The organism is Magnetospirillum fulvum MGU-K5 (assembly GCF_000442515.1).
In the GTDB taxonomy this organism is placed as follows: Bacteria; Pseudomonadota; Alphaproteobacteria; order Rhodospirillales; family Magnetospirillaceae; genus Phaeospirillum; species Phaeospirillum fulvum_B.
Genome location: NZ_AQPH01000011.1, coordinates 1 through 24,405 on the forward strand (window position 1 = coordinate 1; position 24,405 = coordinate 24,405).

Below are 24,405 nucleotides of genomic sequence, written 5' to 3' on the forward strand. Positions count from 1 at the left end.
GGTCCGCAACGTCTCGGTCGCCGTCTGCGGCCCGACCGAAACCGCGACGATCTCGGTGGCGACGCCCGCTTCTTTCAGCCGAACCGCCTCCTCGACCGCGATCTCGTCAAACGGATTCATGCTGAATTTGATGTTGGCGGTCTCGACCCCGCTCTTGTCCGATTTGACCCGGACCTTGACGTTGTAATCAACCACCCGTTTGACCGCGACCAGGATCTTCATCTTCGACACAACCTCGCAGACCGGCCGGGCGGCCCTTAATATGGTGGCGCCAGGCGGAAATTGGTATTGCGATGCACAATAAAGGCGGGCGGTGGCGATGTCAACGTCACCCCAGGCGACAGAGGAAAGCGGGTCAAGTGCCCATATAGCGCTTTTCGACGTCTCGGATCAGTTCGATCCCCTGGATCATTTCAGTCATGATGAAGTCGGCCCGCTTGATCGGTCCGCCGGAATTGGGGCGGGGGAACATTCGGGCAAAGGAACTCATGATAACCGTCAGGCCGCACAGCGCAGCGCCGATGGTAATATGATAGCGTTCGACCATGGTGCGGATCGCGCGAAATTCTTCCTGACTGATATTTTCCCACATTTCGCGGGTGCGTTTCTCGAAGACTTCAAGCCGCCCGGTGATGGTCGCGCTCATCGAGTTGATGACTTCTTCGACCATGTCGCAGGTCTTCATCAAATTGACGTTTTGTTTCAACTGAAAGTGGCTGCGGATCGGGGCCAGTGCGCGAACACAGGCAGTGAAATAGGGTTCCAGCCGGTCGAGGCAGTGGCGGAAGTAGCTGAGCGACATGAAGGTGTCGCCGTAATCTTCCAGGAAGCGAGGGACGTCGAACACTTCGATATTGAGGCTTTGCGCCATCGATTCGAGGCGGACGCGGGCCTTCTTGACGTCGGGATCGCGAAACAGCCGCAACAGATCGTCATAGCTTTCGAAATTCACGTCCTCGCCCGAATAGATCATCTTCATCAGCGGGCGGGTGAACATCACCATATAGCGGGTCAGCTCGGCCGCCTTTTCCGGCGACAGCTTCAACGCGGCGTAATCGTTGACCATGATCCCGTGCTCGCGCAGCGAAATCCGCAGCGAGTAGACATCGTAGCTGGGCAGCAAAGCGAGGCGGCGCAGGATCATCAGGTCGGGATGGACCTGATCGGCCGGCCAGTTGAACATCGCGGGCAGGGCCTCGACCTCGATCTGGCCCGACCCGGTCTGAATGTCGGAGAAGATTTCGACAACGCTGCGCAGTCGGACGTTTTTGATCAGGCGGGCTGCCTGCAACGCCGGGGTCTGGAGCGGGATGATCGACAGCGGCAGGACGAACAGGGAATCCATGTCGCTGTCATTGATCGGCTTCAGCCCGTCGTCGTCGGTCATGTCAGACGGCGTCCGCTTTTGGGTTGGCCGCGCTGGCTTCGGCCGCACTGGCCGCGGTGGCGATGATGTCGCCGAATTCGCGCAAGAACACCGATCCCTTGACGGTGCGCTGGATCAGCACCGAGCGGCGATCGTGATCATCGACCTTGCGCTTGATCAGGCCGTATTCGGTCAGCCGGTCAAGCGCCCGGGTGATCGCCGGTTTCGAGACGTTGAGATGCGCCGCCAGCCCCCGCACCGTGTGCGGCGGTGGGATCAGATAAACGGTCAGCAGCAGAGCCATCTGCCGCGCCGACAGATCCGGGGCGTCGCGGCGAACGCTCTCGACGATGGCACCACGCCACAGATCAAGAGCCTGTACGGCCTTGAGTTCTACACTCATCATGGGCCCAGTAATCGTTGCGACGACGAAATATTCTAGCCGAGCCGTTTCAACACGGCAATGACCGATTTCATTTTGCCCCCTTTGCGGCGGAACTAAAACAAATAGTCGCTAGGTCGCGACCAGAGGCCCGTCAGTCCTGGGAAACCGGGCGGCGATCACGGCGAACAACGCGCGCAGAGCCAGGGCTTCGCCGCCTTCGGGCCGACCGGGCCGGGCCGCGCCGTTCCAGGCCATCACGTCGAGATGGGCCCAGGCAATGTCCGGTCCGACGAATTCCTGGAGGAACAGGGCCGCGGTGATCGCCCCGGCATAGGGGCCGTCCGAAACGCTGGCGATGTCGGCAACCTTGCTGTCGAGCAGGCGGCGATAGGGGGTGTGGAGCGGCAGCCGCCACAGCGGATCGGCCTCGGCCCGTCCGGCGGCCAGAATCTCGTCGGCCAGCCTGTCATCGTTGCAGAACAAGGCGGGCAGGTCGGGACCCAGCGCGGTGCGCGCCGCCCCGGTCAGGGTGGCGATGTCGATCAACAATTCGGGAGCCTGCTGCGCCGCCTCGCTCAGGGCGTCGGCCAGGATCAGCCGCCCCTCGGCGTCGGTGTTGCCGATCTCGACGGTCAGCCCTTTGCGGGTGGTCAGCACGTCGAGCGGGCGCATCGCCTCGGCCGAGACCGCGTTCTCGACCGCCGGGATCAGCACCCGCAGCCGCACCGGCAGCCTCGCCGCCATGATCATCAGGGCAAGGCCGAGGACGTGGGCGGCACCGCCCATATCCTTTTTCATCAGCTTCATCGAGGAAGACGGCTTCAAATCCAGGCCGCCGCTGTCGAAGCAGACGCCTTTGCCGACCAGGGTCACCCGGGGGGCGGTGTGATCGCCCCAGGTCAGGTCGATCAGGCGCGGCCGCCGCGCCGTCGAGGCGGCGCGGCCGACGGTGTAAATCGCCGGGTAATTTTCTGCCAGCAGACCATCGCCGACGATGGTGCGGCAATTGGCGCCGAACCGTGCCGCCAGGGCTTCGGCCGCCCCGGCCAGTTCGGCCGGGCCAAGATCGGCGGCGGGCAGGTTGACCAGATCGCGGACCAGCCGGGTCGCCTCGGCGCAGGACGAGACCCAGTGACGATCGGCCAAAGCGGGCCAGACCAGATCGGGACCGTCGCGGCGCGGGGCGTTTTTGTAGCGGTCGAAGCTATAGCCCGCCAGGGTCCAGCCCAACGCCGCCCATGATGCGGCGCGCGTGCTGTCGGGTTCGGGATCGAGCCGATAGCAACCAAGCGGCAGCCGGGCGGGCAGGGCGGCCAGGCTCCACGGGTCTTCGGGGTCGGCCAGCCCGGCCAGAGCGGCGGCCAGCCGTCCGTCCGGTCCGGGGATCAGGCACAGCGATCCCGCCTCGGCGGTAAAGCCGACCGACTCGACCCAGGCCCGGGCCGAGTCGTGGGAGTCCAGCCATGGCCCCAACTCCGCCTTGGTCAGAGGGACCAGCGCCACCGTTTTCGTATCCGCGCCAAGCTCGATCAGGTGTTCCGTCACCGTGCGTCTCCCGCAACCATCTGCTTTGTAAAGATGGCCGAGTCGTCGCCCGCTGAAAAGAGGGCTGGATGCGGCCAAAGGGCGATGCGACAGTCTTTTCCGACGTTTGATCTGGAGAACGAAGCCATGTCTCTCATCCTGGTGGTCGGAACCAAGCGGTTTTCGTCGTGGTCGCTGCGTCCCTGGCTGGCCCTGAAGGCAACCGGGGCACCGTTCGAAGAGGTCGAGATCGCCCTGCGCCAGCCCGGGACCAAGGCCGAGATTCTGAAATGGTCGGCGGCGGGCAAGGTGCCGGTGCTGGTCGATGACGGGGTGCAGATCTGGGACTCGCTGGCGATCTGCGAGTATCTGGCCGAACGTTTCCCCGAGGCCGGATTGTGGCCCGATGACCCGGTTGCCCGCGCCGTCGCCCGCTCTGTGTCGGCCGAGATGCATGCGGGGTTCCCCGTCCTGCGCCAGCAATGCTCGATGGATTTGCTGCTCGATTCGCCGCTGGCCGATCCTTCTCCCGAACTGCTGACCGAAATCGCCCGGATCGATGCGCTGTGGAGCGATTGCCGCGCCCGCTTCGGCGGCGGCGGTCGGTTCCTGTTCGGCCGCTTCACCATCGCCGATGCGATGTATGCCCCGGTGGTGACCCGCTTTGCCACCTATCATCTGCCGCTGGGGCCGGTCGCCGCCGCCTATCGCGATGCCGTTCTGGCCTGGCCCGCTCTGGCCGAATGGAAGGCCGATATCCGGTCTTAGGTCGTCACGGACGGCAGGGCGATTGACAGTCTTGTCGTCAGGCGAAAAGATGAGGCCGCAACGGCCCGTGGGGGACGTGGTGAAATGGTAAACACTGACGACTTAAAATCGTCCGGCTTCGGCCTTGCGGGTTCAAGTCCCGCCGTCCCCACCATCTTTTATCTCCGTTCTGGCTCGAACGGAGCAGCGTGAAGGCAACCGACTGGACCTGTTTCATCATTCAACGGAGGGAAAATGGGCTTTCATCGTCATTTTGGACTGCCGAAGGGGGACCGGAATCAGACAGACAAAAGGACGCTCTCTCCCGTTTTGGTCTTTGGGGTGACCTTTGTCGCCGTGATTGCCGCTTTTTATGTGATCGTCACCAAGTTCTAAGCCCTTCCGGGGGCGGAAGGGCGTATCCTCATCGACAGACATGTGAACCGTTGGTTTGTCGGGAGGGCCGCCTCCACACACCGGGAACCGCCGGTTCCCGGACCGGTCCCGATCTTAAACGGGGCCGGACGGGGCATGGGCTTACGTGCCGGGTGGATTTTCACCGCGCCAACGTCGGAGCCTTAATGTCGGGCCTGCGGGGATTTTCCCTCGCCGGATACCGGAGCGCCGCCAATGCCAAGGTTTCGTGGGGCCATTCAGAACGCCAAGGACATGGTGGCCGAATCGACCAAGATGGTGGCGGATTCAACCAAGATGGCAGCGGATTCGGCGCGTCAGGCTGGAACCAACTTCGATGCCGACATCGCCGCGTGCCGCAAGGCGGTCGCCGACAGCCGCATTCTGTTGCAGCGCAGTCGTCTGAAGTAGTCCCAACCGGCCAAAGACTTGGCCGGTTGACGTGTTCCGCGCTCTATTCCTCGCCGTTTTCGGCCAGCACGGTTCCCGCCAGATAGAGCGAGCCGCAGATCAGGATGCGGGCGGGGCCGGGCAGACGGGCGGCCAGATCATCCAGTGCCGCCGCGACCGAGATCGCGGTTTCGGCCTGATCGAATCCGGCACGGCGGGCGGCGGCCAGAGTGTCTTCGGCCGACAGCGATAGCGGCTCGCCCGGAATGGTGACGGTGCGCAACTGGGCGATGCGGGGGGCAAGCGGCTGGAGGATGCCATCGGCATCCTTGGTTGACAGCAGCCCCATCACCGCCCCCAGCGGGCGGTCGTTCCAGGTTCCGATGTGGGCGGCCAGCGCCAGCGCGGCGTGCGGATTGTGCCCGCCATCGAGCCAGATGTCCCAATCCGCAGGCAGACGGTCGACCAGGGCCCCGGCGCCTAGGCGTTGCAGCCGGGCCGGCCATGTTACCCGGCCCAGCCCGGCGGCGAGGCGGTCGCGGTCAAAGCCGGGCAGGAGTGTCGGCTGGGCGGTCCGGGCCAGATGCTCGGCGGCAGCCAGCGCCACGGCGGCGTTCTGGCGTTGGAACGCGCCCGGCAAGGTGGGGGCGGGCAGCGTCATCGACCCGAACCGGCTAGTATACAGCAGCGATCCGTCCGGGGCGGTTTCGGCGGAAAAGTCGCGCCCCTCGACGATCAGCGGAACCCCCAGCGCGGCGGCACGCGCCTCGATCACGGTCTGGGCCTCGTCGGGCTGCGCGGCCAGGATGCAGGGAACGCCGGGCTTTAAGATGCCCGCTTTTTCCCCGGCGATCGCGGCCAGGGTGTCGCCCAGATAGCTTTGGTGGTCGAGCGCGATCGGGGTGATGATTGTCAGCGCCGGATGATCGACGACGTTGGTGGCGTCCAGCCGCCCGCCCATCCCGGTTTCCAGCAGGCACAGATCGGCCGGAGTACGGGCAAAGGCCAGCAGGGCGGCGATGGTGGTCGCTTCGAAAAAGGTGATGCTGCCTTCGGCATTGGCGGCTTCGACCTCTTCGAGCAAAGCCTCCAGAATCCTGTCGTCGGGCAGGGCTCCGGCGATTCGGATGCGCTCGGCAAAGCGGACCAGATGCGGCGAGGTATAGACATGCACCCGCCGCCCGGCCGCTTCGGCCAGGGCGCGCAGGGTGGCGATGGTCGATCCCTTGCCGTTGGTTCCGGCAACGTGAACGACCGGGGGCAGGTGGCGGTGGGGATCGCCCACCACCGCCAGCAGCCGCCGCACCCGGTCGAGCGAAAGATCGATCACCGAGGGGTGCAGGCGGCCGAGGCGGTCGAGGACCGCCGAAATCACGCTCCGGCGACCTCGGGGTCGGGAGCGTCGATCGGCAGCGGGACCACCGGCGCGGCCGGGCTGCGGTTGCGCAACAGCGAGACCACCCGGATCATGGTGTCGCGCAGATCGCGCCTGGGCACCACCATGTCGACCATGCCGTGTTCCAGCAGGTATTCCGCCTTCTGGAAGCCTTCGGGCAGCTTCTCGCGGATGGTGGTTTCGATCACGCGGGCACCGGCAAAGCCGATCACCGCACCCGGTTCGGCAATGGCGATATCGCCCAGCATCGCAAAGCTGGCCGAGACGCCGCCGGTGGTGGGATCGGTCAGCAGCACGATGTAGGGCAGCCGCTTTTCCTTGACCTTATCGACCGCGACGGTCGAACGGGCCATCTGCATCAGCGACAGAATGCCTTCCTGCATTCGCGCCCCGCCCGAGGCGGGGATCACGATCAGCGCGGCGTCCTGGACCACCGCCAGTTCAGCGGCGGCCACCAGACCCTCGCCGACGGCAACGCCCATCGATCCGCCCTGGAAGTCGAAATTGAACCCGGCAACCACCACCGCCTGACCGCCCATCCGGCCATGCGCAACGATGATCGCATCGGTCTCCCCGGTCTTGGTCCGGGCGTCCTTGAGACGGTCGATATACTTCTTCTGATCCTTGAACTTCAAAGGATCGTCGGCGACCTTGGGCAGCTCGATGCGCTGGTACAAGCCGTCGTCGAACAGCATCTGAAGCCGCGCCTTGACCTTGAGGCGCAGATGGTGGCCGCAATGCGGGCACACATTCAGCGCCGCCTCGAGATCGCGGTGGAACACCATGTGGCCGCAGATGGTGCAGCGGTGCCACAAATTTTCCGGCACTTCGCGCGGCGCGACCAGCCGCTGGAATTTGGGGCGGACGAAGTTGGTCAGCCAGTTCATCGACAGGGCCCTTCTCTAGTGCGTTACCGCCGTGCGGCGCGGACGCCGGCGGCAAGTTCCTCGACCAGCGCCAGCGGCGCGGTGACCGTTGCGGGAGTTCCGATCGTGTCGGCGATCGCCTGGACGATGGCCGATCCGACCACCGCGCCTTCGGCCAGCCGGGCGACCCCGGCGGCCTGGGCGGGCGTGCGGATGCCAAAGCCGACGCAGACCGGAAGGTTGGTGTGGCGGCGGATGCGGCTCACCGCCTCTTCGATGGCGCTTTCCGAGGCCGAAGCCGTGCCGGTGACGCCCGCGATCGAGACGTAATAAACGAAGCCAGACGCATTGGCGAGCACGGCGGGCAGCCGGACATCGTCGGTGGTCGGCGTGGTCAGAACGATGAAGTCGAGCCCGACCGCGCGCAGATGCGGCACCAGTTCGTCGGCTTCCTCGGGCGGCAGATCGACGATGATCAGCCCATCGACCCCGGCCCGCGCCGCATCGGCGGCAAAGCGCTCGGCGCCCCAGGTGTGGATCGGGTTGTAATACCCCATCAGCACGATCGGGGTGCTGTTGTCGGTTTTGCGGAAAGCGGCGACCATCTCAAGGGTGGCGGCCAACGACGCCCCGGCGGCCAGCGCCCGTTGCGCCGCCAGCTGGATCGACGGGCCGTCAGCCATCGGATCGGTGAAGGGCATCCCCAGTTCGATCAGATCGGCCCCGGCGGCGGGCAGCCGGTCCAGGATGCTCTGGCTGGTAGCAATGTCGGGATCGCCCGCGGTGATGAAGGTGACCAGGGCGGCGCGGCCCTCTGCCTTCAGATCCTGGAAACGTTTCTCGATACGGCTCATCACACCAATCCCCCCAGATGGATGTCACCCAGCGCGCGGGCGATGGTGGCGACGTCCTTGTCGCCGCGCCCGGACAGGCAGACGACCATCAGATGATCGGCGGGCAGTTTGGCGGCGATCTTGCTGGCATAGGCGATGGCGTGGCTGGATTCCAGCGCCGGGATGATCCCTTCCAGCCGGGTGCAGCGCTGGAACGCCTCGACCGCCTCGGTATCGGTGACCGAGACATACTCGACCCGGCCGGTTTCATGCAGCCACGCATGTTCCGGGCCGATGCCGGGATAATCGAGACCGGCCGAAATCGAATGGGCCTCGGCGATCTGGCCGTCATTGTCCTGAAGCAGATAGGTGCGGTTGCCGTGCAACACGCCGGGGCGGCCGCCGCTCAGGCTGGCGGCGTGGGCCTTGTCGAGACCGTGACCGGCGGCTTCGACGCCGATGATCCGCACGGTCGCTTCGTCGAGGAAGGGGTGGAACAGCCCCATCGCGTTCGAGCCGCCGCCGATGCAGGCGACCAGCGAATCCGGCAGCCGTCCTTCCTGAGCCAGGATCTGGGCGCGGACTTCATCGCCGATCACCGACTGGAAGTCACGGACCATCGCCGGATAGGGATGCGGACCGGCCACCGTGCCGATCAGATAATAAGTGTCGTGGACGTTGGTGACCCAATCGCGCAGGGCGTCGTTCATCGCGTCCTTCAGCGTCGCCGCGCCGGACTGCACCGGGCGGACTTCGGCCCCCAGCAGCTTCATGCGGTAGACGTTGGGCTGCTGCCGCTCGATGTCGGTCGCGCCCATATAGATGACGCAGTCCATCCCGAACAGGGCGCAAACGGTGGCGGTGGCGACACCATGCTGACCGGCGCCGGTCTCGGCGATGATCCGCTTCTTGCCCATCCGCCGCGCCAGCAGGATCTGGCCGATACAGTTATTGATCTTGTGCGCGCCGGTATGGTTCAGATCCTCGCGCTTCAGGAAGATCTTGGCGCCGCCGAATGCTTCGGTCAGCCGTTTGGCATGATAAAGCGGGTTGGGGCGTCCGACATACTGGGACAGCAACTGGCGGAACTCCGCCTCGAAGGCCGGGTCGGCCTTGGCGGCGGCATAGGAGCGTTCGACGTCGAGGATCAGCGGCATCAGCGTTTCGGCGACATAACGTCCGCCGAAAATGCCGAAATGACCACGCTCGTCCGGTCCGGCGCGGTAGGTGTTCAAGCTCTGCATCAGTTTCCCATGGGCCTGGGCGGTGAAAGGGTGCAATAAAGCACGAAGTCCCCCCACCTGGGGAGTGGTTTTGTGGGCTTTTCTGCGCCCGATGTACAGAAGCCTCTTCGCCGGTTCGTCCCGGTCGCGGCATGATGGAGCGATGATACCGCCAGACCCGCCGGGAACCATCGCGGACGGCCCGTCCCGCCATCTCGACCTGATCGCCGAGATGATGGCCGCTTTCGCCCGCTCGCAGGATGTCGAGACGACCTTGCGGCTTGCCCTGATCCGCGCCGTCGAGCGGCTGGAAGCCGAGGCCGGATCGCTGTTTTTGCTTGAGCCCGATGGCGCGCTTCGCTGTCGTGCTGCGGTCGGGCCGGTCGATGTCACCGGGCTGCGCCTCGCCCCCGGCACCGGCATCGTCTGGCGCACAATCGAAACCAACAGCCCGCAACGGGTGGCCGATACCGGCCGCGATCCCGATTTCGCGCCCAGGGTCGATGACGCCACCGGCTTCGTGACCCGGTCGATTCTGTGCGCGCCGCTGGCGGCGGGGCCGGAACGGTTGGGGGCGATCGAACTGTTCAACAAGCAGGGCGGCGCTCCCTTTTCCGATGCCGATCTGGGGCTGTTGCAGGCGCTGGCCGCCTCGGCGGCGCTGGCGATGATCAATGCCCGTCTGCTGGCCGGGCTGGCCGAGCAGGAAGCGATGCAGCGCGATCTTGACCTTGCCGCCGAGATTCAGCGGGCGATGCTGCCGCCACCCCAGGGCGTGGACTCGCCGGTGCACGGACTCAATCGGGCTGCTCGCCGGGTGTCGGGCGATTTTTACGAGATCGTGCCCCTGTCCGACGGGCGGATCGCCTTTGCCATCGGCGATGTCGCGGGCAAGGGGATGAAGGCGGCGTTGCTGATGGCCCGCACCGCGAGCCTGTTCCGCTGTCTGGTCAAGCGCGAGGATGGTCCCGGCCGGGTGTTGGCGGCGATCGAGGCGGAATTGCACGAGACCCGGCTGGCCGGGACCTTTGTCACGATGATCGCCGGTTTGCTCGACCCCGCCCGGGGCCGGGTGGTGCTGGCCAATGCCGGGCACGAGCCGCCGGTGCTGGTTCATCAGGGCCGCTTCGTCGAGATCACCGAGGGGGTGCCGCCGCTGGGGATCGATCCCCGCTTGTTCGACGACGGCGTGCCCGAGACCGTGGTCGATCTCGATGGCGGTGCCCTGTACCTGTTCACCGACGGGCTGACCGAGGCGCGCGGTCTGGTCGGCGGGGTGATGCTGGGGGCCGATGGTGTGCTGGGGCTGTTGGCCGCCTTTGCCGCGATGGACGCGGCGGAGCGGTTGGAGACGGTGCTGCACGCGCTGGGTGGCGCGGTCAGCCTGGAGGACGACGTTACCCTGATGGTGGTCGAGGATCGCCTCCGTCCCCCCGTTCCGGCGGTGCAGCGTCTGTTTCCCGCCCGGCCCGAGGCGTTGGCGACGATCCGCGCCGCCGTCGCCGAGACCCTGGCCGGTCTGGGGGCAAGCGCCGAGGTGGCGGCGGATTGCGTGCTGGCGGTCGACGAGGCTTGCCAGAACATCATCCGTCATGCCTACAAGGGAGGCGAGGGTGATATCGTTTTGCACGTCGCCCGCGAAGAAAGCGACATTGTGATTCGATTGATGGATTTCGCGCCGCCGGTCGATCCGGCTAAACTGGTGTCTCGCCCATTGGACGAAGTGCGTCCGGGCGGATTGGGGACCCATCTGATGCGGTCGGTGATGGATACGGTCGGGTTCCGTCCGCCGCCGCCGGGGATCGGCAATCTGTTGGAAATGGTCAAGCGGAACGGTGTGCCATGAACATCACCTCCACCTTGTGCAACGAACTGGCCGTGGTGGCCCTGGAGGGCGACGTCGATCTTCGATGCAGCCCGGCTTTGCGCAAGGAATTGCTGGAACGGACCTTCGAACGGCGCGACATCGTGGTCGATTTGTCCGGAGTCGGTTATATCGATAGTTCGGGGATCGCCGGGCTGGTCGAGGCCTATCAGGGCGCGCGCGACAACGGCACCCGTTTTCTTCTGGCGGCCCCCAGCGAGCCGGTCCTGCGCGTGCTGCGTCTGGCCCGTCTGGACCGCGTATTCACGATCGTCGACAGCGTCGAGCCGCTTGCCGCCGCTTCTCCCGGAGAACCCTTGTCTTGAGAAAACCCGCCCGCCGTCCCCGTGCCCCCGCCAAACGGCAAGTGTCGCCCCGTCTGGTCGAACTGGAGATCGAACAGGTCGGTGCCCAGGGCGACGGTGTCGCCCGGTTCGAAGGTAATGTCGTGTTCGTGCCCTTTACCGTCGCGGGCGATCGCGTCCTGGCCCGGATCGAAGGGCGGCGCGGCGACGGACTGACTGCCGCCCTGGTCGAGGTGCAAAGCGCCGGGCCGGGCCGGGCCGATCCCGCCTGTCCGCATTTCGGACGCTGTGGCGGCTGCGCCCTTCAGCATCTCGACCCGGAGGCACATGCGGCGTGGAAGTCCGGGCTGCTGTCGCTGCATCTGGCCCGTGCCGGAATTGGCGACGAAACCCTGGCCCCGCTGGTGTCGGTGCCGCCCGGCACCCGGCGCCGTGCCGTGTTCGCCTGGAGCGTGCGCCGCGGCGAGGCGACTGTCGGCTTCAACGCCCGCGCCAGCCATGCGGTCATCGATCTGGAAACCTGTCCGTTGCTCGATCCGGCGCTGGTGGCGCTGCTCGAACCGTTGCGGCAGATGCTGGGCGGGATGGTCAAGACCGGCAGCGGCGACGCCACCGTGACCTTGACCGAGGGCGGCCCCGATCTGCTGATCGAGGGCGAGGCCCAACTGGACCTGTTCGGGCGCGAAACGCTGGCCCGTTTTGCCGAAACCGCCGATCTGGCCCGGCTGCACTGGCGTCGGCCCGGCACCGGCTTTGCCGAGCCGATTGCCCGCCGCCGTCCCGCCTTGGTCCGCTTTGGGGGCGTGGCGGTCGAACCGCCGCCGGGCGCGTTCCTGCAACCCAGCCCCGAGGGCGAGCGCGCCATCGCCGACCGGGTGGTTGCGGCCTTGACCGAGGTCGGTGGGCCGGTCGCCGATCTGTATGCCGGGTGCGGTAGTTTCACCCTGCCGCTGGTGCGGCTGGGGGCGGTTCATGCCGTCGAGGGCGAAGCCGCCCCGCTGGAGGCGCTGGGGGCGGCGGCGCGGGCCGCCGGTCTGGCGGTAACCACCGAAATCCGCGATCTCGCCCGCCGTCCGCTCAGTCCGAGCGAACTGGCACCGTACCGCGCCGTGGTGCTCGATCCGCCCCGCGCCGGGGCGGCGGCTCAGGTCGCCGAACTGGCCCGCTGTGTCGATCCCCGCAAGGGACCGGGGCTGGCGGCGATGGTTTCGTGCAATCCGGCGACGCTGGCGCGCGATCTGCGCGTGCTGATTGATGGCGGATGGACGTTAATCCAGATTATGCCTATTGACCAGTTCCCTTGGTCTGCCCATCTTGAGGCTGTAGCGATACTTCGTCGCTGATCGGTGAGGGGCGGGTGGACGGAAACGATCTCGATCTGGCCGAAGCATTGTGTGCCCGGCTCTGTCACGATCTGGCCGGTCCTTTGGGGGCGGTGGCGTCGGGCGCGGAATTGCTCGGCGAGGATCCCGACCCGGAAACGGCTCGTCTGGTGGCGTCGACCGCCGCCGATGCGGTTTCCCGTCTTCGCCTGTTACGGGCGGCGCTGGGGACGGCAGGGGGCGTTCGGCCCGAAGGAGAGTTGCGCGGACTGGCCCGCTGCTATCTCGATGCAGGGGCGTCGTCTGCCGCCCGCTTCGATCTGGTCTGGCAATCGGACCGGCCGGAGCTGACGGGCGAAATGGGGCGGTTGTTGCTGTCGCTGGTCGTGGTGGCCAAAGAGTCCCTGCCGCGCGGCGGACGGGTCTCGGTCGAGGTTTCGGCGGCTCCTGTCGCCGGTCGGTGCGGTGTGGCGGTTGGGTTTCACGGCCCGTCGGCCCGGCTCGAACCGGACAGTCGGGCAGCCCTGGGCGGGACGGTTCAGGTTTTTGGACCGCGTGCCGCAGTGGCGTGTTGGGTATCGAGACTGGCAGCGAGGGCCGATACTGCCATCGTTGTTGAGGATCAGGTCGATGGCGGATGGATAAGGACATGAAACCGCCGCTGTCGACTTCGTTGCGCAAACGGTTTTATTGTCGTCAGTGGGTCGAGACGGTTCTTCCAGAGCCATCCCGACCGTGTTATGACTAATCCGAGCTGCCTTTCGCGATTCCATCCGGGAGGCGGGAGGATTCGGTGCCCTTGAGGCCAGTGCCCGCGAGGACCCAACTGGAGTCGACCATGGATGATCTCCTCAGCGAATTCCTGACCGAGACATCGGAAAGCCTTTCCGTACTCGATGTCGCCCTGGTGACCTTGGAACAGAATCCGAACGATCCCAAGATCCTCGGCAACATCTTCCGGTTGGTTCATACGATCAAGGGGACCTGTGGCTTTCTCGGCTTGCCCCGCCTCGAACACGTCGCCCATGCCGGCGAAAACGTGCTGGGCAAATTCCGCGATGGCGAGTTGGAAGTCACCCCCGATGCGGTGACGTTGATCCTGCAATCGATTGATTGCATCAAGTCGATCCTGTCGCATCTCGAACAGAACGAAGTCGAACCCGAAGGCGATGACAGCGCCCTGATCGCCCGGTTGAACGACATGGCGGAAGGCCGGTCGTCGTCCCCGGCTGCCGCTGCTTCCGCTCCGCCGCCGCCTCCTCCTCCTCCGCCGCCTGCGCCCGAACCCGTGTTCGAGGCCGCGCCGGAGCCGGAGCCCGAGCCGGTTGTTGCCGCCGCCCCGCCGCCGCCTCCCCCGGTCCATCATCCCGAGCCGGTGCACGAGCCCGAGCCGGTTCATGCCAATCTGCCCGCGACCGCGGTGCAACCGGCCGCCGCCGCGCCGGTGCCGCTGGGCGAGGCCAAGGAATCCGCCGTCGCCGCCCAGACCATCCGCGTCAACGTCGACCTGCTTGAAAACCTGATGACCCTGGTGTCCGAGCTGGTGCTGACCCGCAACCAGCTGCTCCAGATGGTGCGCGGCAAGGACGACAGCGAATTCGCCACCCCGTTGCAGCGTCTGTCTCACATCACCACCGACCTTCAGGAAGGGGTGATGAAGACCAGGATGCAGCCGATCGGCAATGCCTGGGCCAAGCTGCCCCGTATCGTTCGCGATCTTGCCGTTGAAATGAACAAGAAGATCGACCTCCAGATGCTGGGGGCCGAAACCGAACTCGACCGTCAGGTTCTGGAACTGATCAAGGACCCGCTGACCCACATGGTCCGCAACTCCGCCGATCACGGGCTGGAAGGTCCGGACGAGCGCAAGCGGAACGGTAAGTCCGAGGTCGGCAAGATCGTGCTGAACGCCTTCCACGAGGGCGGCCACATCATCATCGAGATTTCCGACGATGGACGCGGCCTGAACCTTGACCGCATCAAGCAGAAGGCGGTGCAGAACGGGCTGGCCACCGAGTCCGAGCTGGAGACGATGACGTCCCAGCAGATTTATCAGTACATCTTCAAGGCCGGGTTCTCGACCGCTGAAAAGGTCACCAGCGTGTCGGGCCGTGGCGTCGGCATGGACGTCGTCCGCACCAATATCGAGCGGATCGGCGGCACCGTCGAATTGAAGAGCCAGCCCGGCAAGGGCTCGACCTTCATCATCAAAATTCCGCTGACGCTGGCGATCGTGTCCGCCCTGATCGTCGAATGCGCGGTCGAACGCTTTGCGATCCCGCAGATCAGCGTGCTGGAACTGGTCCGGGTCACCGCCAATTCCGAGCACGGGATCGAGATGATCAACAGCGCGCCGGTTCTCCGGCTGCGCGACCGGCTGTTGCCGCTGGTGTCGCTGAAGCGCCTGCTGCGCCTCGCCGACGATACCGAGGAGCGGCAGGAGACCTTTATCGTCGTCACCCAGGTCGGCACCTACACCTTCGGCATCATCGTCGACCGGGTGTTCGATACCGAAGAAATCGTCGTCAAGCCGGTGGCGCCGATCCTGCGCAACATCACGATGTTCTCGGGCAATACCATCCTGGGCGACGGCTCGGTGATCATGATCCTCGACCCCAACGGTATCGCGGGCAGCGCGACCGGCGAGTCCGGGATGGTCACCAACGCTCAGACCGCCGAGGCCCAGGTGCCGCGCGAAGCCCACGCCGATGCGAAGACCTCTCTGCTGGTGTTCCGCGCCGGTGGCGACGATCTCAAGGCGGTGCCGCTGGCTCTGGTCGCCCGTCTTGAAGAGCTCGACGTCAAGGATATCGAGCACAGCCACGGCAAGCCGATGGTCCAGTATCGCGGCCAGTTGATGCCGCTGGTCTCGATCGACGGCTCGACCAGCTTCCGCGACGAGGGACGCCAGCCGGTGCTGGTCTTCTCGGACCGCGAGCACACGATGGGGCTGGTGGTCGACGAAATCGTCGATATCGTCGAGGACCGGCTCAAGGTCGAACTCAGCGCCGGATCGACCGGGATTATCGGTACCGCGGTGATCGCGGGCAAGGCGACGACGATCATCGATGCCGGCTATTACCTGCCCCAGGCTTTCGGCGACTGGTTCGGCCGCAACGACAAGGAATTCGGGACGCTGGACGTTCATCAGCCCCGCATCCTGCTGGTCGACGACTCGCCGTTCTTCCGCAATCTGCTGACCCCGCTGCTGTCGGTCGCCGGGTACGAAGTGATCGCGGTCGATGGGGCCGACCGGGCCTTGGCGCTGCGCGAGCAGGGCAACGAGTTCGACGCGATCATCAGCGACATCGAGATGCCGGGGATGAGCGGGTTCGACTTCGCCGACGCGGTGCGCTCCGACCCACGCTGGGCTCAGGTGCCGCTGGTGGCGTTGTCGTCGCACGCGACCGAAAAGGATTTCGAACGGGGACGGCAGGTCGGCTTCAACGACTACATCGCTAAATTCGATCGCGATGCCCTGTTGCAGTCTCTGGCCTCGACCATCGCCACCGCCAAAGGTGCCGCATGACCCAGCAGATCGTTCCCACGGGGAAACGCCCCTCCACGGATCTCGTTGCTCCCGAGACCCAGGATTTCGTCACCATGTTCATCGAGGGGCAACTGTTCGGCATTCCGGTGCTGACGGTGCAAGATGTTCTGGGGGCACAGAAGATCACCCGCATTCCGCTCGCTCCGCGCGAGATCGCGGGCAGCCTCAATCTGCGTGGCCGGATCGTCACCGCGATCGACGTTCGTCTCCGCCTTGGCCTCCCCAAACGGGTCGAGGACAAGAAGGGCATGAGCGTCGTCGTCGATATGGGCGGCGAACTGTACTCGTTGATGGTCGATTCGGTTGGCGAGGTTTTATCGTTGCCAGCGGCGAAGTTCGAACGCAATCCGCCGACGCTTGATCTGCACTGGCGCGAATTCTCGATCGGAATTTATCGGTTGGAGGATAAGCTGCTGGTGGTGCTCGACGTCGCCAAGCTGCTGGACTTTACCCGCAACGAATAAATCGGGCATTGTCGCCCGTAATGACGCGTTCGTGTGACCATCGTGACAACCCGGTCCGCGGATCAGGGGCGTGGTTCGCCATCGGAGGAAAGCTTGGGCATGAAGTCCTGTCTGATCGTCGATGATTCCAAGGTCATCCGCATGGTGGCCCGGAAAATCCTGCACGAGATGAGCTTCTCCACCGAAGAGGCCGAGGACGGTCTGGTGGCGCTCGAAGCCTGCAAACGCGCAATGCCCGATGCCGTGCTGCTCGATTGGAACATGCCGGTGATGAACGGGATCGATTTTCTGCGTGAACTCAGAAAATTGCCCGGCGGAGATCATCCGGTGGTCGTGTTCTGCACCACCGAAAACGATATAGAACATATCCAGGAAGCGATCACCGCAGGGGCGAACGAATACATCATGAAGCCATTCGACAGCGAGATTCTTCAGGCGAAATTCTCTCAGGTCGGTCTTCTCTAGGCCGCTGGCAGCAACGCGATGCCCCCGTCCCCCCCAATGCCGCTTCTGCCGCAGACCCGATCCGGGTGATGCTGGTTGACGATTCGGCGGTGGTGCGCGGTCTGGTGACCCGGATTTTGGAATCCGAGCCGGATATCGAAATCGCCGCCTCGGTCGGCAATGGTCAAATGGCCCTGTCGACGCTGGAGCGCGTTTCCGTCGATGTCGTGCTGCTCGATATCGAAATGCCGGTGATGGACGGCCTGACCGCGCTGCCCAAGCTGCTTCAGGCCGATCCCGGCCTCAAGATCATCATGCAATCGACCCTGACGATGAAGGGGGCCAGCGTCTCGCTCCGGGCGCTGGAGATGGGCGCGGCCGATTACATCGCCAAGCCGACCGCGACCCGCGAATTGGCGGGGGGCGTCGATTTCCGGTCCGAATTGTTGGGCAAGATCCGGGCGCTGGGTCAGGCGCGTCGGCGCAATGCCAACCGTCCGCCCCGTCCCGCCGCCACCGGCGCGGCGACGGCACCGCGTCCGGCTGTGGCGATGGCTCCGGCTCGGGTGCCGCTGCATCCCTCGTCCACGGTGACGTTGCGGACCGCCCCGGTCGAATCCTTTGACGTGATCGCGATCGGCTCCTCGACCGGCGGGCCGCAGGCTTTGTTCACCTTGCTGGGCGCGATGCGCGCCGGAACGGTGACCCAGCCGATCCTGATTACCCAGCACATGCCCGCAACCTTCACCACGATCCTGGCCGAGCATATCTCGCGCGTGTCGGGGTGGGAGGCGCGCGAGGGCCAGGACGGCGAAGCGGTGCGGTCGGGCCGGGTCTATATCGCGCCGGGCGACTTCCACATGGTGGTCGAGGTCCGGGGCACCGAAAAGATCGTGCGGTTGAACAAGAACCCGCCCGAGAATTTCTGTCGGCCCTCGGTCGATCCGATGCTGCGCAGCATCGCCGCGGCCTATGGGCGGCGGGTGATGACCTGCATCCTGACCGGTATGGGATCGGATGGGTTGAAGGGCGGACAGGCGGTGGTGGCCTCGGGCGGTACGGTGATCGCTCAGGACGAGCCCAGTTCGGTGGTGTGGGGGATGCCGGGTGCGGTGGCGACGGCGGGCGTATGCTCGGCGGTGCTGCCTTTGCCCGAAATCGCTCCGTGGATCATGAAGCAGGCGGCGAGGCGCTAGAACGATGCGGCCCGATGAATTCGATTACGTCGCCAAATTGCTGAAGGATCGGTCGGGTCTGATCATCACGCCCGACAAATCCTATCTGCTGGAAAGCCGTCTGACCCCGGTGGCGCGCAAGCGCGGCCTGAAAGGTCTGGACGAGCTGATGAGCGGGCTTCGCTCGGCGGGAGAGGACCTCCTGCGCGAGATCACCGAGGCGATGACCACCAACGAATCGTTCTTTTTCCGCGACATCAAGCCGTTCGAACAATTCCGCACCATGGTTCTGCCCAAGATGCTGGAGGCGCGGGCGGCCCGCAAATCCTTCCGCATCTGGTCGGCGGCCTGCTCGTCGGGTCAGGAAGCCTATAGTCTGGCGATGATCCTGAAGGAAGAGGGTGCCCGGCTGGCGGGGTGGAAGATCGAAATCGTCGGCACCGATCTGTCGAACGAGATGCTGGAGAAGGCCAAGGCCGGGTTGTATTCCCAGTTCGAGGTCCAGCGCGGTCTGCCGATCCAGCTTCTGGTCAAGTACTTCAAAAAAGCCAACGATATGTGGCAGATCGACCCGGCGATCCGGGCGATGGTGCAGTTCCGCGAATACAATCTGCTCCACGATCTGAAGCCGCTCGGTCAGTTCGACGTGGTGTTTTGTCGCAACGTGCTGATCTATTTCGATCAGCCGACCAAGACCCGGGTGCTCGACAATATCGACCGGGTGATGGCTGACGACGGCTTCCTGTATCTCGGCGGGGCCGAGACCGTGCTGGGCATTTCCGACAAGTTCAAGCCGGTGCCGGAGCAGCGCGGCGTTTACGCCACCACTCGCGGCCAGGGCAAATAAGCCCCGCTGTCGCGGTTTAGGCGCTGGCCGACACCGTGACGAACACAGGCGGGAGCGGAGCGATCGTCTCGCCCCGCCCCCCGTCTGAGCAGAATCAGACCTCGCGACCGAACATCTGGTTCAGGGTCTTGTGCCCGGCGAGCTGGTGAATGATCGCCAGGGTCGGATGAATTGCCAGATACCCCCACATCAGCGGACCAAAGGCTTCGTGAAGCTCTTTGATGTCGTGCAGGGTCGGCGACAAGGCCACGCCGGGGGTGATGGTCAAAGCGAGAATTGTTCCCGTCGCGGCCAGAAACAGACCGACCAGCAGGCCAAGGCCCTGGATCGCGGCAGGCAACGGCCGAATTTCATCGCCGTCGGGGGGAAGACGGAACCGCACCGCATCGGCCAGGGTCGCGCCGATATCCTTGGCCAGCGCGCCAAGACGGGCGGCCGAAAACCAGGGAAACAGCATCAGGGGATCGCCGGTCCGGATGGTCTTCAGTACCGCTCGCAGCCAATAGACCACCAGAATTGCGAACAGGACGATGCCAAGGGTTTCATGCACCGAATACCAGCTATTGGGAATTCGGCCCGGCTTCGGTGTAATCATCACCAGACTGACAAACATCTGCGTGGTAATACCTACGGCCAGGGATAAATGGAGCAGGCGAGACAGCGAGTCGTATTTCTTCATGATGAAGATCCATCCTCATGCGGGAACATGAGTCGGAGTGTCGTCCCCTAATGATGAACCAGAGGTGAACCTCGGCGTCACTTCCGGTTCAGAAACGGCAGAATAGGTATAGTCCCTAGGTCGGCAGCGGCCATTGCGGCCACGGCCGAGGCTGAGGGGATAGGTCGAACGTCTAAAGCGTGACGTGGATTGATTTGACAGCCTGCGGAAGACCTCCGCTGCGCGGCTGGGCGACCGCCCAGACCCGTTCGGAGGCAGACGCCTCCGATCCTCCATTCTATTTTATATCAAAGATTTAAAAATATGGAGGGCTCGGGAGGCGGACGCCTCCCGATAGGGGCCGGGGGCAAAAGCCCCCGAAAGGCGTCCGGTCCAAAGCTTATCCGCAGCCTGTTAGGTAAACAGCGCCGACAGGTCGGGGTTGGTCGCTTTGCCGCTGCTGAGGTAAGAGGCGAGATTGCTTTGTGCCGCCGTTCCGCTGGTCGCGCTGTTGCCGCCCAGCAGGGAGGCCAGACTGTTTTGGCCGCTCTGGGTATCGGCGGTGCCGTTCAGATAATCGAGCAGGCTGGGGCCGCCGCGCGCGACCATCGTACTCAGCAGATTGACCTGGGATTTGAGGCTGCCCGACGAGCCGGTATAGGGTTTGACGGTATCGTCGATGGTGCTGGCGATCTGATTGACCAGGGCCTGCACCCCGTCGGAATCCTGGGTGATCGCGGCGTCCAGTTTGGTCGGGTCGATTTTCAGGGTGCCGTCGGATTGCAGCGTCACCCCGATGTCGGCCAGCGATTTGAACGGGCCTGCGGTGTCGACGGTCGCCGTCGCCGCATCGCCCAGATTTTTGAACAGACCGGCGGCAAGATTGGCGTCCTTGTCCAGCCCACCATCTTTCGAGGTCAGGGAAACGATCGCCTTTTGCATCGCGTTGAAGGTGTTGGCGAGCGACTGGACCTGATCGCTGGCGGTCGATAGGGCAACGGTCTGGGTTCCGACCTGGGTAAAGCTGGTCCGGGTTCCGATCGCGACCGGAACATTATCGTTGGTGGCCGAACTGTAATCCTTCCCGCCGACCGAGAAATGGGCATCCTGGGCCGCGCTGACGGTCCCCATCGCCGAGCTGTTGGCCGCCGACGGGTCGTAGGTCAGGTCGGACAGACCGGAAATGGTAAAGGCGTTGCTGGCCCCGGTCGCCGCCCCGGTCAGGTGCAGGGCATAGCCGCCGCCTTCCTCGACCACCTGGGCGGTCACCCCGGCCTTGGCGGCATTGATCGACGTGGCGATGTCGTTCAGCGTTCCGCCCGTAATTGGGATCGACACCGCCTTGGCGCTGGAGCTGGCGGTAAAGGCGTTGGTGTCGGGATTAAGGGTGCCGGTCTGGATCGTCAGCGTGCCGGTGCCCAGCGATGCCTTGTCCGGATTGCCGATCGGGCTGGTGGCGATGCTCTGGGCCTGGGCCAATTGGGTGACGGTCACCGACACCGTGTTCGCTTGGGAGTTCGTCGGCGTTTCAAGCTTCGACACCTCGGTCTCGAATTTGTCGCCAAGCTGGGCTAGCCGGTTATAGCCGACCAGTGCCGCGCTGGTGTCCTGGGAACTGAGCGACAGGGTGAAGGCCGGATCGGCGCCCAATCGTCCCCCGGTGGGCTTCGGCGCGCTGTGCGACGACGTGTCCGTGGTCGAGTTAGTGGTGGTGTTGCCGTATTTGCTCAGCAGGGTCGCGAGCGAAGAGGGCAGGGCGGCGGTTCCGGTCGTGCTCATGTCAGGGTCTCCGATGGAGCGGACTCATCGGACTCAACAAGCAATCCGTGCGCCAGTGGGCGGAGCTGCTTATCCTTCTGATTTATATGGATTTGTTGAGAGTGGAAAAGGGCAGAGGGCGGCATCGTCTGCCGCCCTCCGTTTCCAATCCGGCAAGAAGTGCCGGGACAGGTGAGATTAAACCCGATCCAGCGCCTGGGCGATGTCGGCGATCAGATCGGCTTCGTCCTCGATCCCGACCGACAGGCGCACCAATTGCGGGGTGATCCCCAGCGCGTCGCGGCGTTCGGCCGGGATCGATCCGTGGCTCATGCTGGTGGGGTGGCCGACCAGACTTTCGACGCCGCCCAGGCTTTCGGCCAAGGTGAACAGCGACAGCCCGGTCAGGAAGCGGGTCACCCCCGCTTCGTCGCTGTTCAGTTCCAGTGTCACCATGCCGCCGAACCCATTCATCTGCCGCGCCGCGACCGCATGTTGGGGATGGCTGGCCAAGCCGGGATAGATCAGCCGGGTTAGCTTGGGGTGGTGTTCGAAGGCCTGGGCGATCGCCAGCGCGTTGGCGGAATGCCGCTCGATCCGAAGCGCCAGGGTCTTCAGCCCGCGCAGCGCCAGGAAGGCGGCGAACGGGTCGAGAATCGCCCCGGTGGCATTCTGGAGAAAGCCCAGACGCGCGGCCAGATCGGCGTCCCGCACCACGACGATTCCGGCGATGATGTCGGAATGGCCGTTCAGATACTTGGTCGCCGAATGGACCACGATGTCGAAGCCCAGATCGAGCGGACGCTGCACCACCGGCGAGGCGAAGGTCGAATCCGCGACGGTCAGCACCCCGGTCTTGCGGCCGATCGCGGCAATCGCGGCCAGATCGGCGACCTTCAGCAACGGATTGCTGGGGGTCTCGATCCAGATCAGCTTGGTCTCGGGCCGGATCGCCGCTTCGATCGCGGCGGAATCGGTCGGATCGACAAAGGTGACGGTCAGCCCCGAGGTGCGGCTGCGCACCCGCTGGAACAGCCGCCACGACCCGCCATAAAGATCGTCACCGGCGACGATGTGGCCGCCCTGGTCGAGCAGGTCGAGAATCGTCGTTTCCGCCGCCAGACCCGAGGCAAAGGCGAAGCCGAAGCCGCCGCCTTCCAACTGGGCCACCGCCTGCTCGAACGCGGCGCGGGTGGGGTTGCCGGTGCGGGCATATTCCCAGCCGGTGTGAACGCCGGGCGCGCTTTGGGCAAAGGTGGACGAGGCGTGGATCGGCACCATCACCGCGCCAGTGGCCGGATCGGGGCCGGGACCGGCATGAACGGAGAGGGTGGAAAAACCGTGTTGGGTCATGCTGCTACTTTCCGCCGCAAATGGTTGAGCAGGTCGATACGGGTGATGAGGCCCAGGAAGCGTTCGCCATCGACGACGATCGCGACCCAGCCCCGGTCGAACAGGGGAAGAAGCCGTTCCGGCGGGGTGTCGATCCCGACGGTTTCGATATTGCCGGTCATCGCTACCCGGACCGGCAGGTCGAACCCGGCCGACCATTCGCCAAGCGCAATCAGGACGTCGGATTCGTCCAGCATCCCGACGCATTGATCGCCCGCCAGCACCGGCACCTGCGAGACGTCGTGCAGCTTCATCCGCTGATAGGCAACCAGCAACGAATCCTCGGGCGCCACCGTCACCACCGCGCCTTCGTCATGGCGCCGCGAGATGATATCGCGCAGATCACCGTGACGCGGCCGCGTCAGCAAGCCCTGATCGGCCATCCAGAAATCGTTGTACATCTTGGACAGATACTTGTTGCCCGAGTCGCAGACGAAGGTGACCACCCGCTTGGGCGTCGTCTGTTCGCGGCAATAGCGCAACGCCGCCGCCAGCAAGGTTCCCGACGACGAGCCGATCAGCAGACCTTCGTCGCGCAGCACCTGACGCGCCACCGCGAAGCTTTCGCCGTCGGTGATGGTATAGGCGTGCTTGACCCGCGACAGATCGGACACCGGCGGGATGAAATCCTCGCCGATTCCTTCGACCAGCCATGACCCGGCGGTGCCGACCTCGCCGGTCCGGGTGTATTCGGCCAGAATCGATCCCTTGGGGTCGGCCAGAACGATGTCGGTGGTGGGCGAGACGCGGGCGAAAAAGCGCGACAGCCCGGTCAGGGTGCCGCCCGATCCGACCCCGGCGACCACCGCATCGACCGCGCCGCCGGTCTGTTCCCAAATCTCGGGGCCGGTGGTGGTTTCATGCGCGGCGGGATTGGCCGGGTTGTTGAACTGGTCGGCGAAGAAGGCGCCGGTTTCGCGGGCGATCCGCTCGGCCAGATCCTGGTAATACTCAGGATGACCCTTGGCGACGTCGGAGCGGGTCAGCACCACCTCGACCCCCATCGCCCGCAAATGGGCGATCTTCTCGCGGCTCATCTTGTCGGGGATCACCAGGGTCAGGCGATAGCCGCGCCGGATCGCCAGCAAGGCCAGAGCGAGGCCGGTATTGCCTGCGGTGGCTTCGACGATCTGCCCGCCCGGCTTTAACCGTCCATCCGCCTCGGCCGCCTCGATCATCGATAGGGCGATGCGATCCTTGATCGAGCCGGATGGGTTCTGGTTCTCCAGTTTGACGAACAATCGGCACGGCCCGGCATCGAGCCGGGTCAGCTCGATCAGCGGGGTGTTGCCGATGTGATTCAACGGGTCGGCATCGCGGGACATGGGAGATCTCCAGAACTCTATAAACAGATCGAATTGGTAGATAGTGCTGAAACTACACGCACGTCAAGCCAAATAGACCAAAAGAGCACTGGATAAGTGGTTTTCCCAACGCCAAGCAGGGGGAGACCATGCCGTCTCCCCCTGTCCGACCGTCCCA

23 protein-coding genes and 1 tRNA gene are annotated in these 24,405 nt (G+C 64.8%); 12 read left to right on the plus strand and 12 right to left on the minus strand.

Annotated features, from left to right (window positions below; genetic code table 11):
• The 4 genes from K678_RS04625 to K678_RS04640 form a co-directional block, all read right to left on the minus strand.
• A partial coding sequence (locus K678_RS04625) for an electron transfer flavoprotein subunit beta/FixA family protein (RefSeq protein ID WP_021131298.1) occupies positions 1-222 on the minus strand: 222 nt, incomplete at its 3' end.
• A gap of 133 nt (positions 223-355) precedes the next feature.
• Positions 356-1,387, minus strand: a complete 1,032-nt coding sequence (locus tag K678_RS04630; RefSeq protein WP_021131299.1) for a hypothetical protein — start codon at positions 1,385-1,387, stop codon at positions 356-358.
• Between the two features lies 1 nt (position 1,388).
• Positions 1,389-1,769 carry a MarR family transcriptional regulator gene (locus K678_RS04635; RefSeq protein ID WP_039852068.1) on the minus strand — a complete coding sequence of 127 codons (381 nt, stop codon included), beginning with the start codon at positions 1,767-1,769 and terminating at the stop codon, positions 1,389-1,391.
• 111 nt (positions 1,770-1,880) lie between these two features.
• Complete coding sequence (locus tag K678_RS04640; RefSeq protein ID WP_021131301.1) at positions 1,881-3,296, minus strand: leucyl aminopeptidase family protein; 1,416 nt, start codon at positions 3,294-3,296, stop codon at positions 1,881-1,883.
• Between the two features lie 126 nt (positions 3,297-3,422).
• Here K678_RS04640 and K678_RS04645 point away from each other — a divergent pair, with 126 nt between their 5' ends.
• The 3 genes from K678_RS04645 (at position 3,423) to K678_RS04655 (ending at position 4,847) form a co-directional block, all read left to right on the plus strand.
• A complete protein-coding gene (locus K678_RS04645) occupies positions 3,423-4,043 on the plus strand; it encodes a glutathione S-transferase family protein (RefSeq protein ID WP_039852060.1) in 621 nt (206 codons plus the stop codon).
• A 70-nt stretch (positions 4,044-4,113) separates the two neighbouring features.
• A tRNA-Leu gene (locus tag K678_RS04650) sits at positions 4,114-4,197 on the plus strand.
• A gap of 455 nt (positions 4,198-4,652) precedes the next feature.
• Positions 4,653-4,847 carry a hypothetical protein gene (locus K678_RS04655; RefSeq protein WP_039852062.1) on the plus strand — a complete coding sequence of 65 codons (195 nt, stop codon included), beginning with the start codon at positions 4,653-4,655 and terminating at the stop codon, positions 4,845-4,847.
• Positions 4,848-4,890: 43 nt separating this feature from the next.
• Here K678_RS04655 and K678_RS04660 read toward each other — a convergent pair whose 3' ends face one another.
• The 4 genes from K678_RS04660 to trpB are packed head-to-tail and all read right to left on the minus strand — an operon-like array spanning position 4,891 to position 9,165.
• Positions 4,891-6,201: a bifunctional folylpolyglutamate synthase/dihydrofolate synthase gene (locus tag K678_RS04660; protein ID WP_021131303.1), complete on the minus strand. Its 1,311-nt coding sequence runs from the start codon at positions 6,199-6,201 to the stop codon at positions 4,891-4,893.
• Positions 6,198-7,109 carry an acetyl-CoA carboxylase, carboxyltransferase subunit beta gene (accD, locus tag K678_RS04665; RefSeq protein ID WP_021131304.1) on the minus strand — a complete coding sequence of 304 codons (912 nt, stop codon included), beginning with the start codon at positions 7,107-7,109 and terminating at the stop codon, positions 6,198-6,200. Before accD ends, K678_RS04660 begins: the two co-directional genes overlap by 4 nt.
• Positions 7,110-7,132: 23 nt before the next feature.
• Positions 7,133-7,942, minus strand: a complete 810-nt coding sequence (gene trpA, locus K678_RS04670; RefSeq protein ID WP_021131305.1) for a tryptophan synthase subunit alpha — start codon at positions 7,940-7,942, stop codon at positions 7,133-7,135.
• Complete coding sequence (trpB, locus tag K678_RS04675; protein ID WP_039852063.1) at positions 7,942-9,165, minus strand: tryptophan synthase subunit beta; 1,224 nt, start codon at positions 9,163-9,165, stop codon at positions 7,942-7,944. Before trpB ends, trpA begins: the two co-directional genes overlap by 1 nt.
• Positions 9,166-9,307: 142 nt before the next feature.
• On the opposite strand from trpB, the gene K678_RS04680 reads away from it, so the two are divergent.
• From K678_RS04680 to K678_RS04720, 9 genes are all read left to right on the plus strand, one after another.
• A complete protein-coding gene (locus K678_RS04680; RefSeq protein WP_021131307.1) occupies positions 9,308-10,990 on the plus strand; it encodes an ATP-binding SpoIIE family protein phosphatase in 1,683 nt (560 codons plus the stop codon).
• Positions 10,987-11,334, plus strand: a complete 348-nt coding sequence (locus K678_RS04685; RefSeq protein ID WP_021131308.1) for an STAS domain-containing protein — start codon at positions 10,987-10,989, stop codon at positions 11,332-11,334. The genes K678_RS04680 and K678_RS04685 overlap by 4 nt, the downstream gene beginning before the upstream one ends.
• On the plus strand, positions 11,331-12,656 hold the full coding sequence (locus tag K678_RS04690; RefSeq protein ID WP_039852064.1) for a class I SAM-dependent RNA methyltransferase: 1,326 nt from the start codon (positions 11,331-11,333) through the stop codon (positions 12,654-12,656). The genes K678_RS04685 and K678_RS04690 overlap by 4 nt, the downstream gene beginning before the upstream one ends.
• A 14-nt stretch (positions 12,657-12,670) precedes the next feature.
• Complete coding sequence (locus K678_RS17570) at positions 12,671-13,288, plus strand: histidine phosphotransferase family protein (RefSeq protein ID WP_021131310.1); 618 nt, start codon at positions 12,671-12,673, stop codon at positions 13,286-13,288.
• A 185-nt stretch (positions 13,289-13,473) separates the two neighbouring features.
• On the plus strand, positions 13,474-16,164 hold the full coding sequence (locus tag K678_RS04700; protein ID WP_021131311.1) for a hybrid sensor histidine kinase/response regulator: 2,691 nt from the start codon (positions 13,474-13,476) through the stop codon (positions 16,162-16,164).
• The gene (locus K678_RS04705) at positions 16,161-16,649 is read left to right on the plus strand and encodes a chemotaxis protein CheW (RefSeq protein ID WP_021131312.1); all 489 of its coding nucleotides are present in this window, start codon (positions 16,161-16,163) and stop codon (positions 16,647-16,649) included. Before K678_RS04700 ends, K678_RS04705 begins: the two co-directional genes overlap by 4 nt.
• 99 nt (positions 16,650-16,748) lie before the next feature.
• Complete coding sequence (locus K678_RS04710; RefSeq protein WP_021131313.1) at positions 16,749-17,114, plus strand: response regulator; 366 nt, start codon at positions 16,749-16,751, stop codon at positions 17,112-17,114.
• Between the two features lie 68 nt (positions 17,115-17,182).
• Complete coding sequence (locus K678_RS04715) at positions 17,183-18,289, plus strand: protein-glutamate methylesterase/protein-glutamine glutaminase (protein ID WP_021131314.1); 1,107 nt, start codon at positions 17,183-17,185, stop codon at positions 18,287-18,289.
• Positions 18,290-18,293: 4 nt separating this feature from the next.
• Positions 18,294-19,115 (plus strand): CheR family methyltransferase, encoded by an 822-nt coding sequence (locus K678_RS04720; protein ID WP_021131315.1) that lies wholly within the window; start codon positions 18,294-18,296, stop codon positions 19,113-19,115.
• A 94-nt stretch (positions 19,116-19,209) separates the two neighbouring features.
• Here the strand turns inward: K678_RS04720 and K678_RS04725 are convergent, their stop codons facing one another.
• The 4 genes from K678_RS04725 to K678_RS04740 all read right to left on the minus strand — a co-directional run bounded on the left by K678_RS04725 (position 19,210) and on the right by K678_RS04740 (position 24,248).
• A complete protein-coding gene (locus tag K678_RS04725) occupies positions 19,210-19,794 on the minus strand; it encodes a cytochrome b/b6 domain-containing protein (RefSeq protein WP_021131316.1) in 585 nt (194 codons plus the stop codon).
• A 393-nt stretch (positions 19,795-20,187) separates the two neighbouring features.
• Complete coding sequence (gene fliD / locus K678_RS04730; protein ID WP_021131317.1) at positions 20,188-21,552, minus strand: flagellar filament capping protein FliD; 1,365 nt, start codon at positions 21,550-21,552, stop codon at positions 20,188-20,190.
• Positions 21,553-21,729: 177 nt separating this feature from the next.
• The gene (locus K678_RS04735; RefSeq protein ID WP_021131318.1) at positions 21,730-22,884 is read right to left on the minus strand and encodes a trans-sulfuration enzyme family protein; all 1,155 of its coding nucleotides are present in this window, start codon (positions 22,882-22,884) and stop codon (positions 21,730-21,732) included.
• Positions 22,881-24,248, minus strand: coding sequence for a pyridoxal-phosphate dependent enzyme (locus K678_RS04740; protein ID WP_021131319.1), 1,368 nt, complete (start codon positions 24,246-24,248; stop codon positions 22,881-22,883). Before K678_RS04740 ends, K678_RS04735 begins: the two co-directional genes overlap by 4 nt.
• Positions 24,249-24,405: the final 157 nt, after the last annotated feature.

Excerpts from the sequence above, each read along its gene's own strand:
- K678_RS04630 (WP_021131299.1), bottom strand. The coding sequence starts at position 1,387 with ATGACCGACGACGACGGGCTGAAGCCGATCAATGACAGCGACATGGAT.
- K678_RS04635 (WP_039852068.1), bottom strand. The coding sequence starts at position 1,769 with ATGAGTGTAGAACTCAAGGCCGTACAGGCTCTTGATCTGTGGCGTGGT.
- K678_RS04645 (WP_039852060.1), top strand. The coding sequence starts at position 3,423 with ATGTCTCTCATCCTGGTGGTCGGAACCAAGCGGTTTTCGTCGTGGTCG.
- K678_RS04655 (WP_039852062.1), top strand. The coding sequence starts at position 4,653 with ATGCCAAGGTTTCGTGGGGCCATTCAGAACGCCAAGGACATGGTGGCC.
- accD (WP_021131304.1), bottom strand. The coding sequence starts at position 7,109 with ATGAACTGGCTGACCAACTTCGTCCGCCCCAAATTCCAGCGGCTGGTC.
- trpA (WP_021131305.1), bottom strand. The coding sequence starts at position 7,942 with ATGAGCCGTATCGAGAAACGTTTCCAGGATCTGAAGGCAGAGGGCCGC.
- trpB (WP_039852063.1), bottom strand. The coding sequence starts at position 9,165 with ATGCAGAGCTTGAACACCTACCGCGCCGGACCGGACGAGCGTGGTCAT.
- K678_RS04680 (WP_021131307.1), top strand. The coding sequence starts at position 9,308 with ATGATACCGCCAGACCCGCCGGGAACCATCGCGGACGGCCCGTCCCGC.
- K678_RS04685 (WP_021131308.1), top strand. The coding sequence starts at position 10,987 with ATGAACATCACCTCCACCTTGTGCAACGAACTGGCCGTGGTGGCCCTG.
- K678_RS04700 (WP_021131311.1), top strand. The coding sequence starts at position 13,474 with ATGGATGATCTCCTCAGCGAATTCCTGACCGAGACATCGGAAAGCCTT.
- K678_RS04705 (WP_021131312.1), top strand. The coding sequence starts at position 16,161 with ATGACCCAGCAGATCGTTCCCACGGGGAAACGCCCCTCCACGGATCTC.
- K678_RS04710 (WP_021131313.1), top strand. The coding sequence starts at position 16,749 with ATGAAGTCCTGTCTGATCGTCGATGATTCCAAGGTCATCCGCATGGTG.
- K678_RS04715 (WP_021131314.1), top strand. The coding sequence starts at position 17,183 with ATGCTGGTTGACGATTCGGCGGTGGTGCGCGGTCTGGTGACCCGGATT.
- K678_RS04720 (WP_021131315.1), top strand. The coding sequence starts at position 18,294 with ATGCGGCCCGATGAATTCGATTACGTCGCCAAATTGCTGAAGGATCGG.
- K678_RS04725 (WP_021131316.1), bottom strand. The coding sequence starts at position 19,794 with ATGAAGAAATACGACTCGCTGTCTCGCCTGCTCCATTTATCCCTGGCC.
- fliD (WP_021131317.1), bottom strand. The coding sequence starts at position 21,552 with ATGAGCACGACCGGAACCGCCGCCCTGCCCTCTTCGCTCGCGACCCTG.
- K678_RS04735 (WP_021131318.1), bottom strand. The coding sequence starts at position 22,884 with ATGACCCAACACGGTTTTTCCACCCTCTCCGTTCATGCCGGTCCCGGC.
- K678_RS04740 (WP_021131319.1), bottom strand. The coding sequence starts at position 24,248 with ATGTCCCGCGATGCCGACCCGTTGAATCACATCGGCAACACCCCGCTG.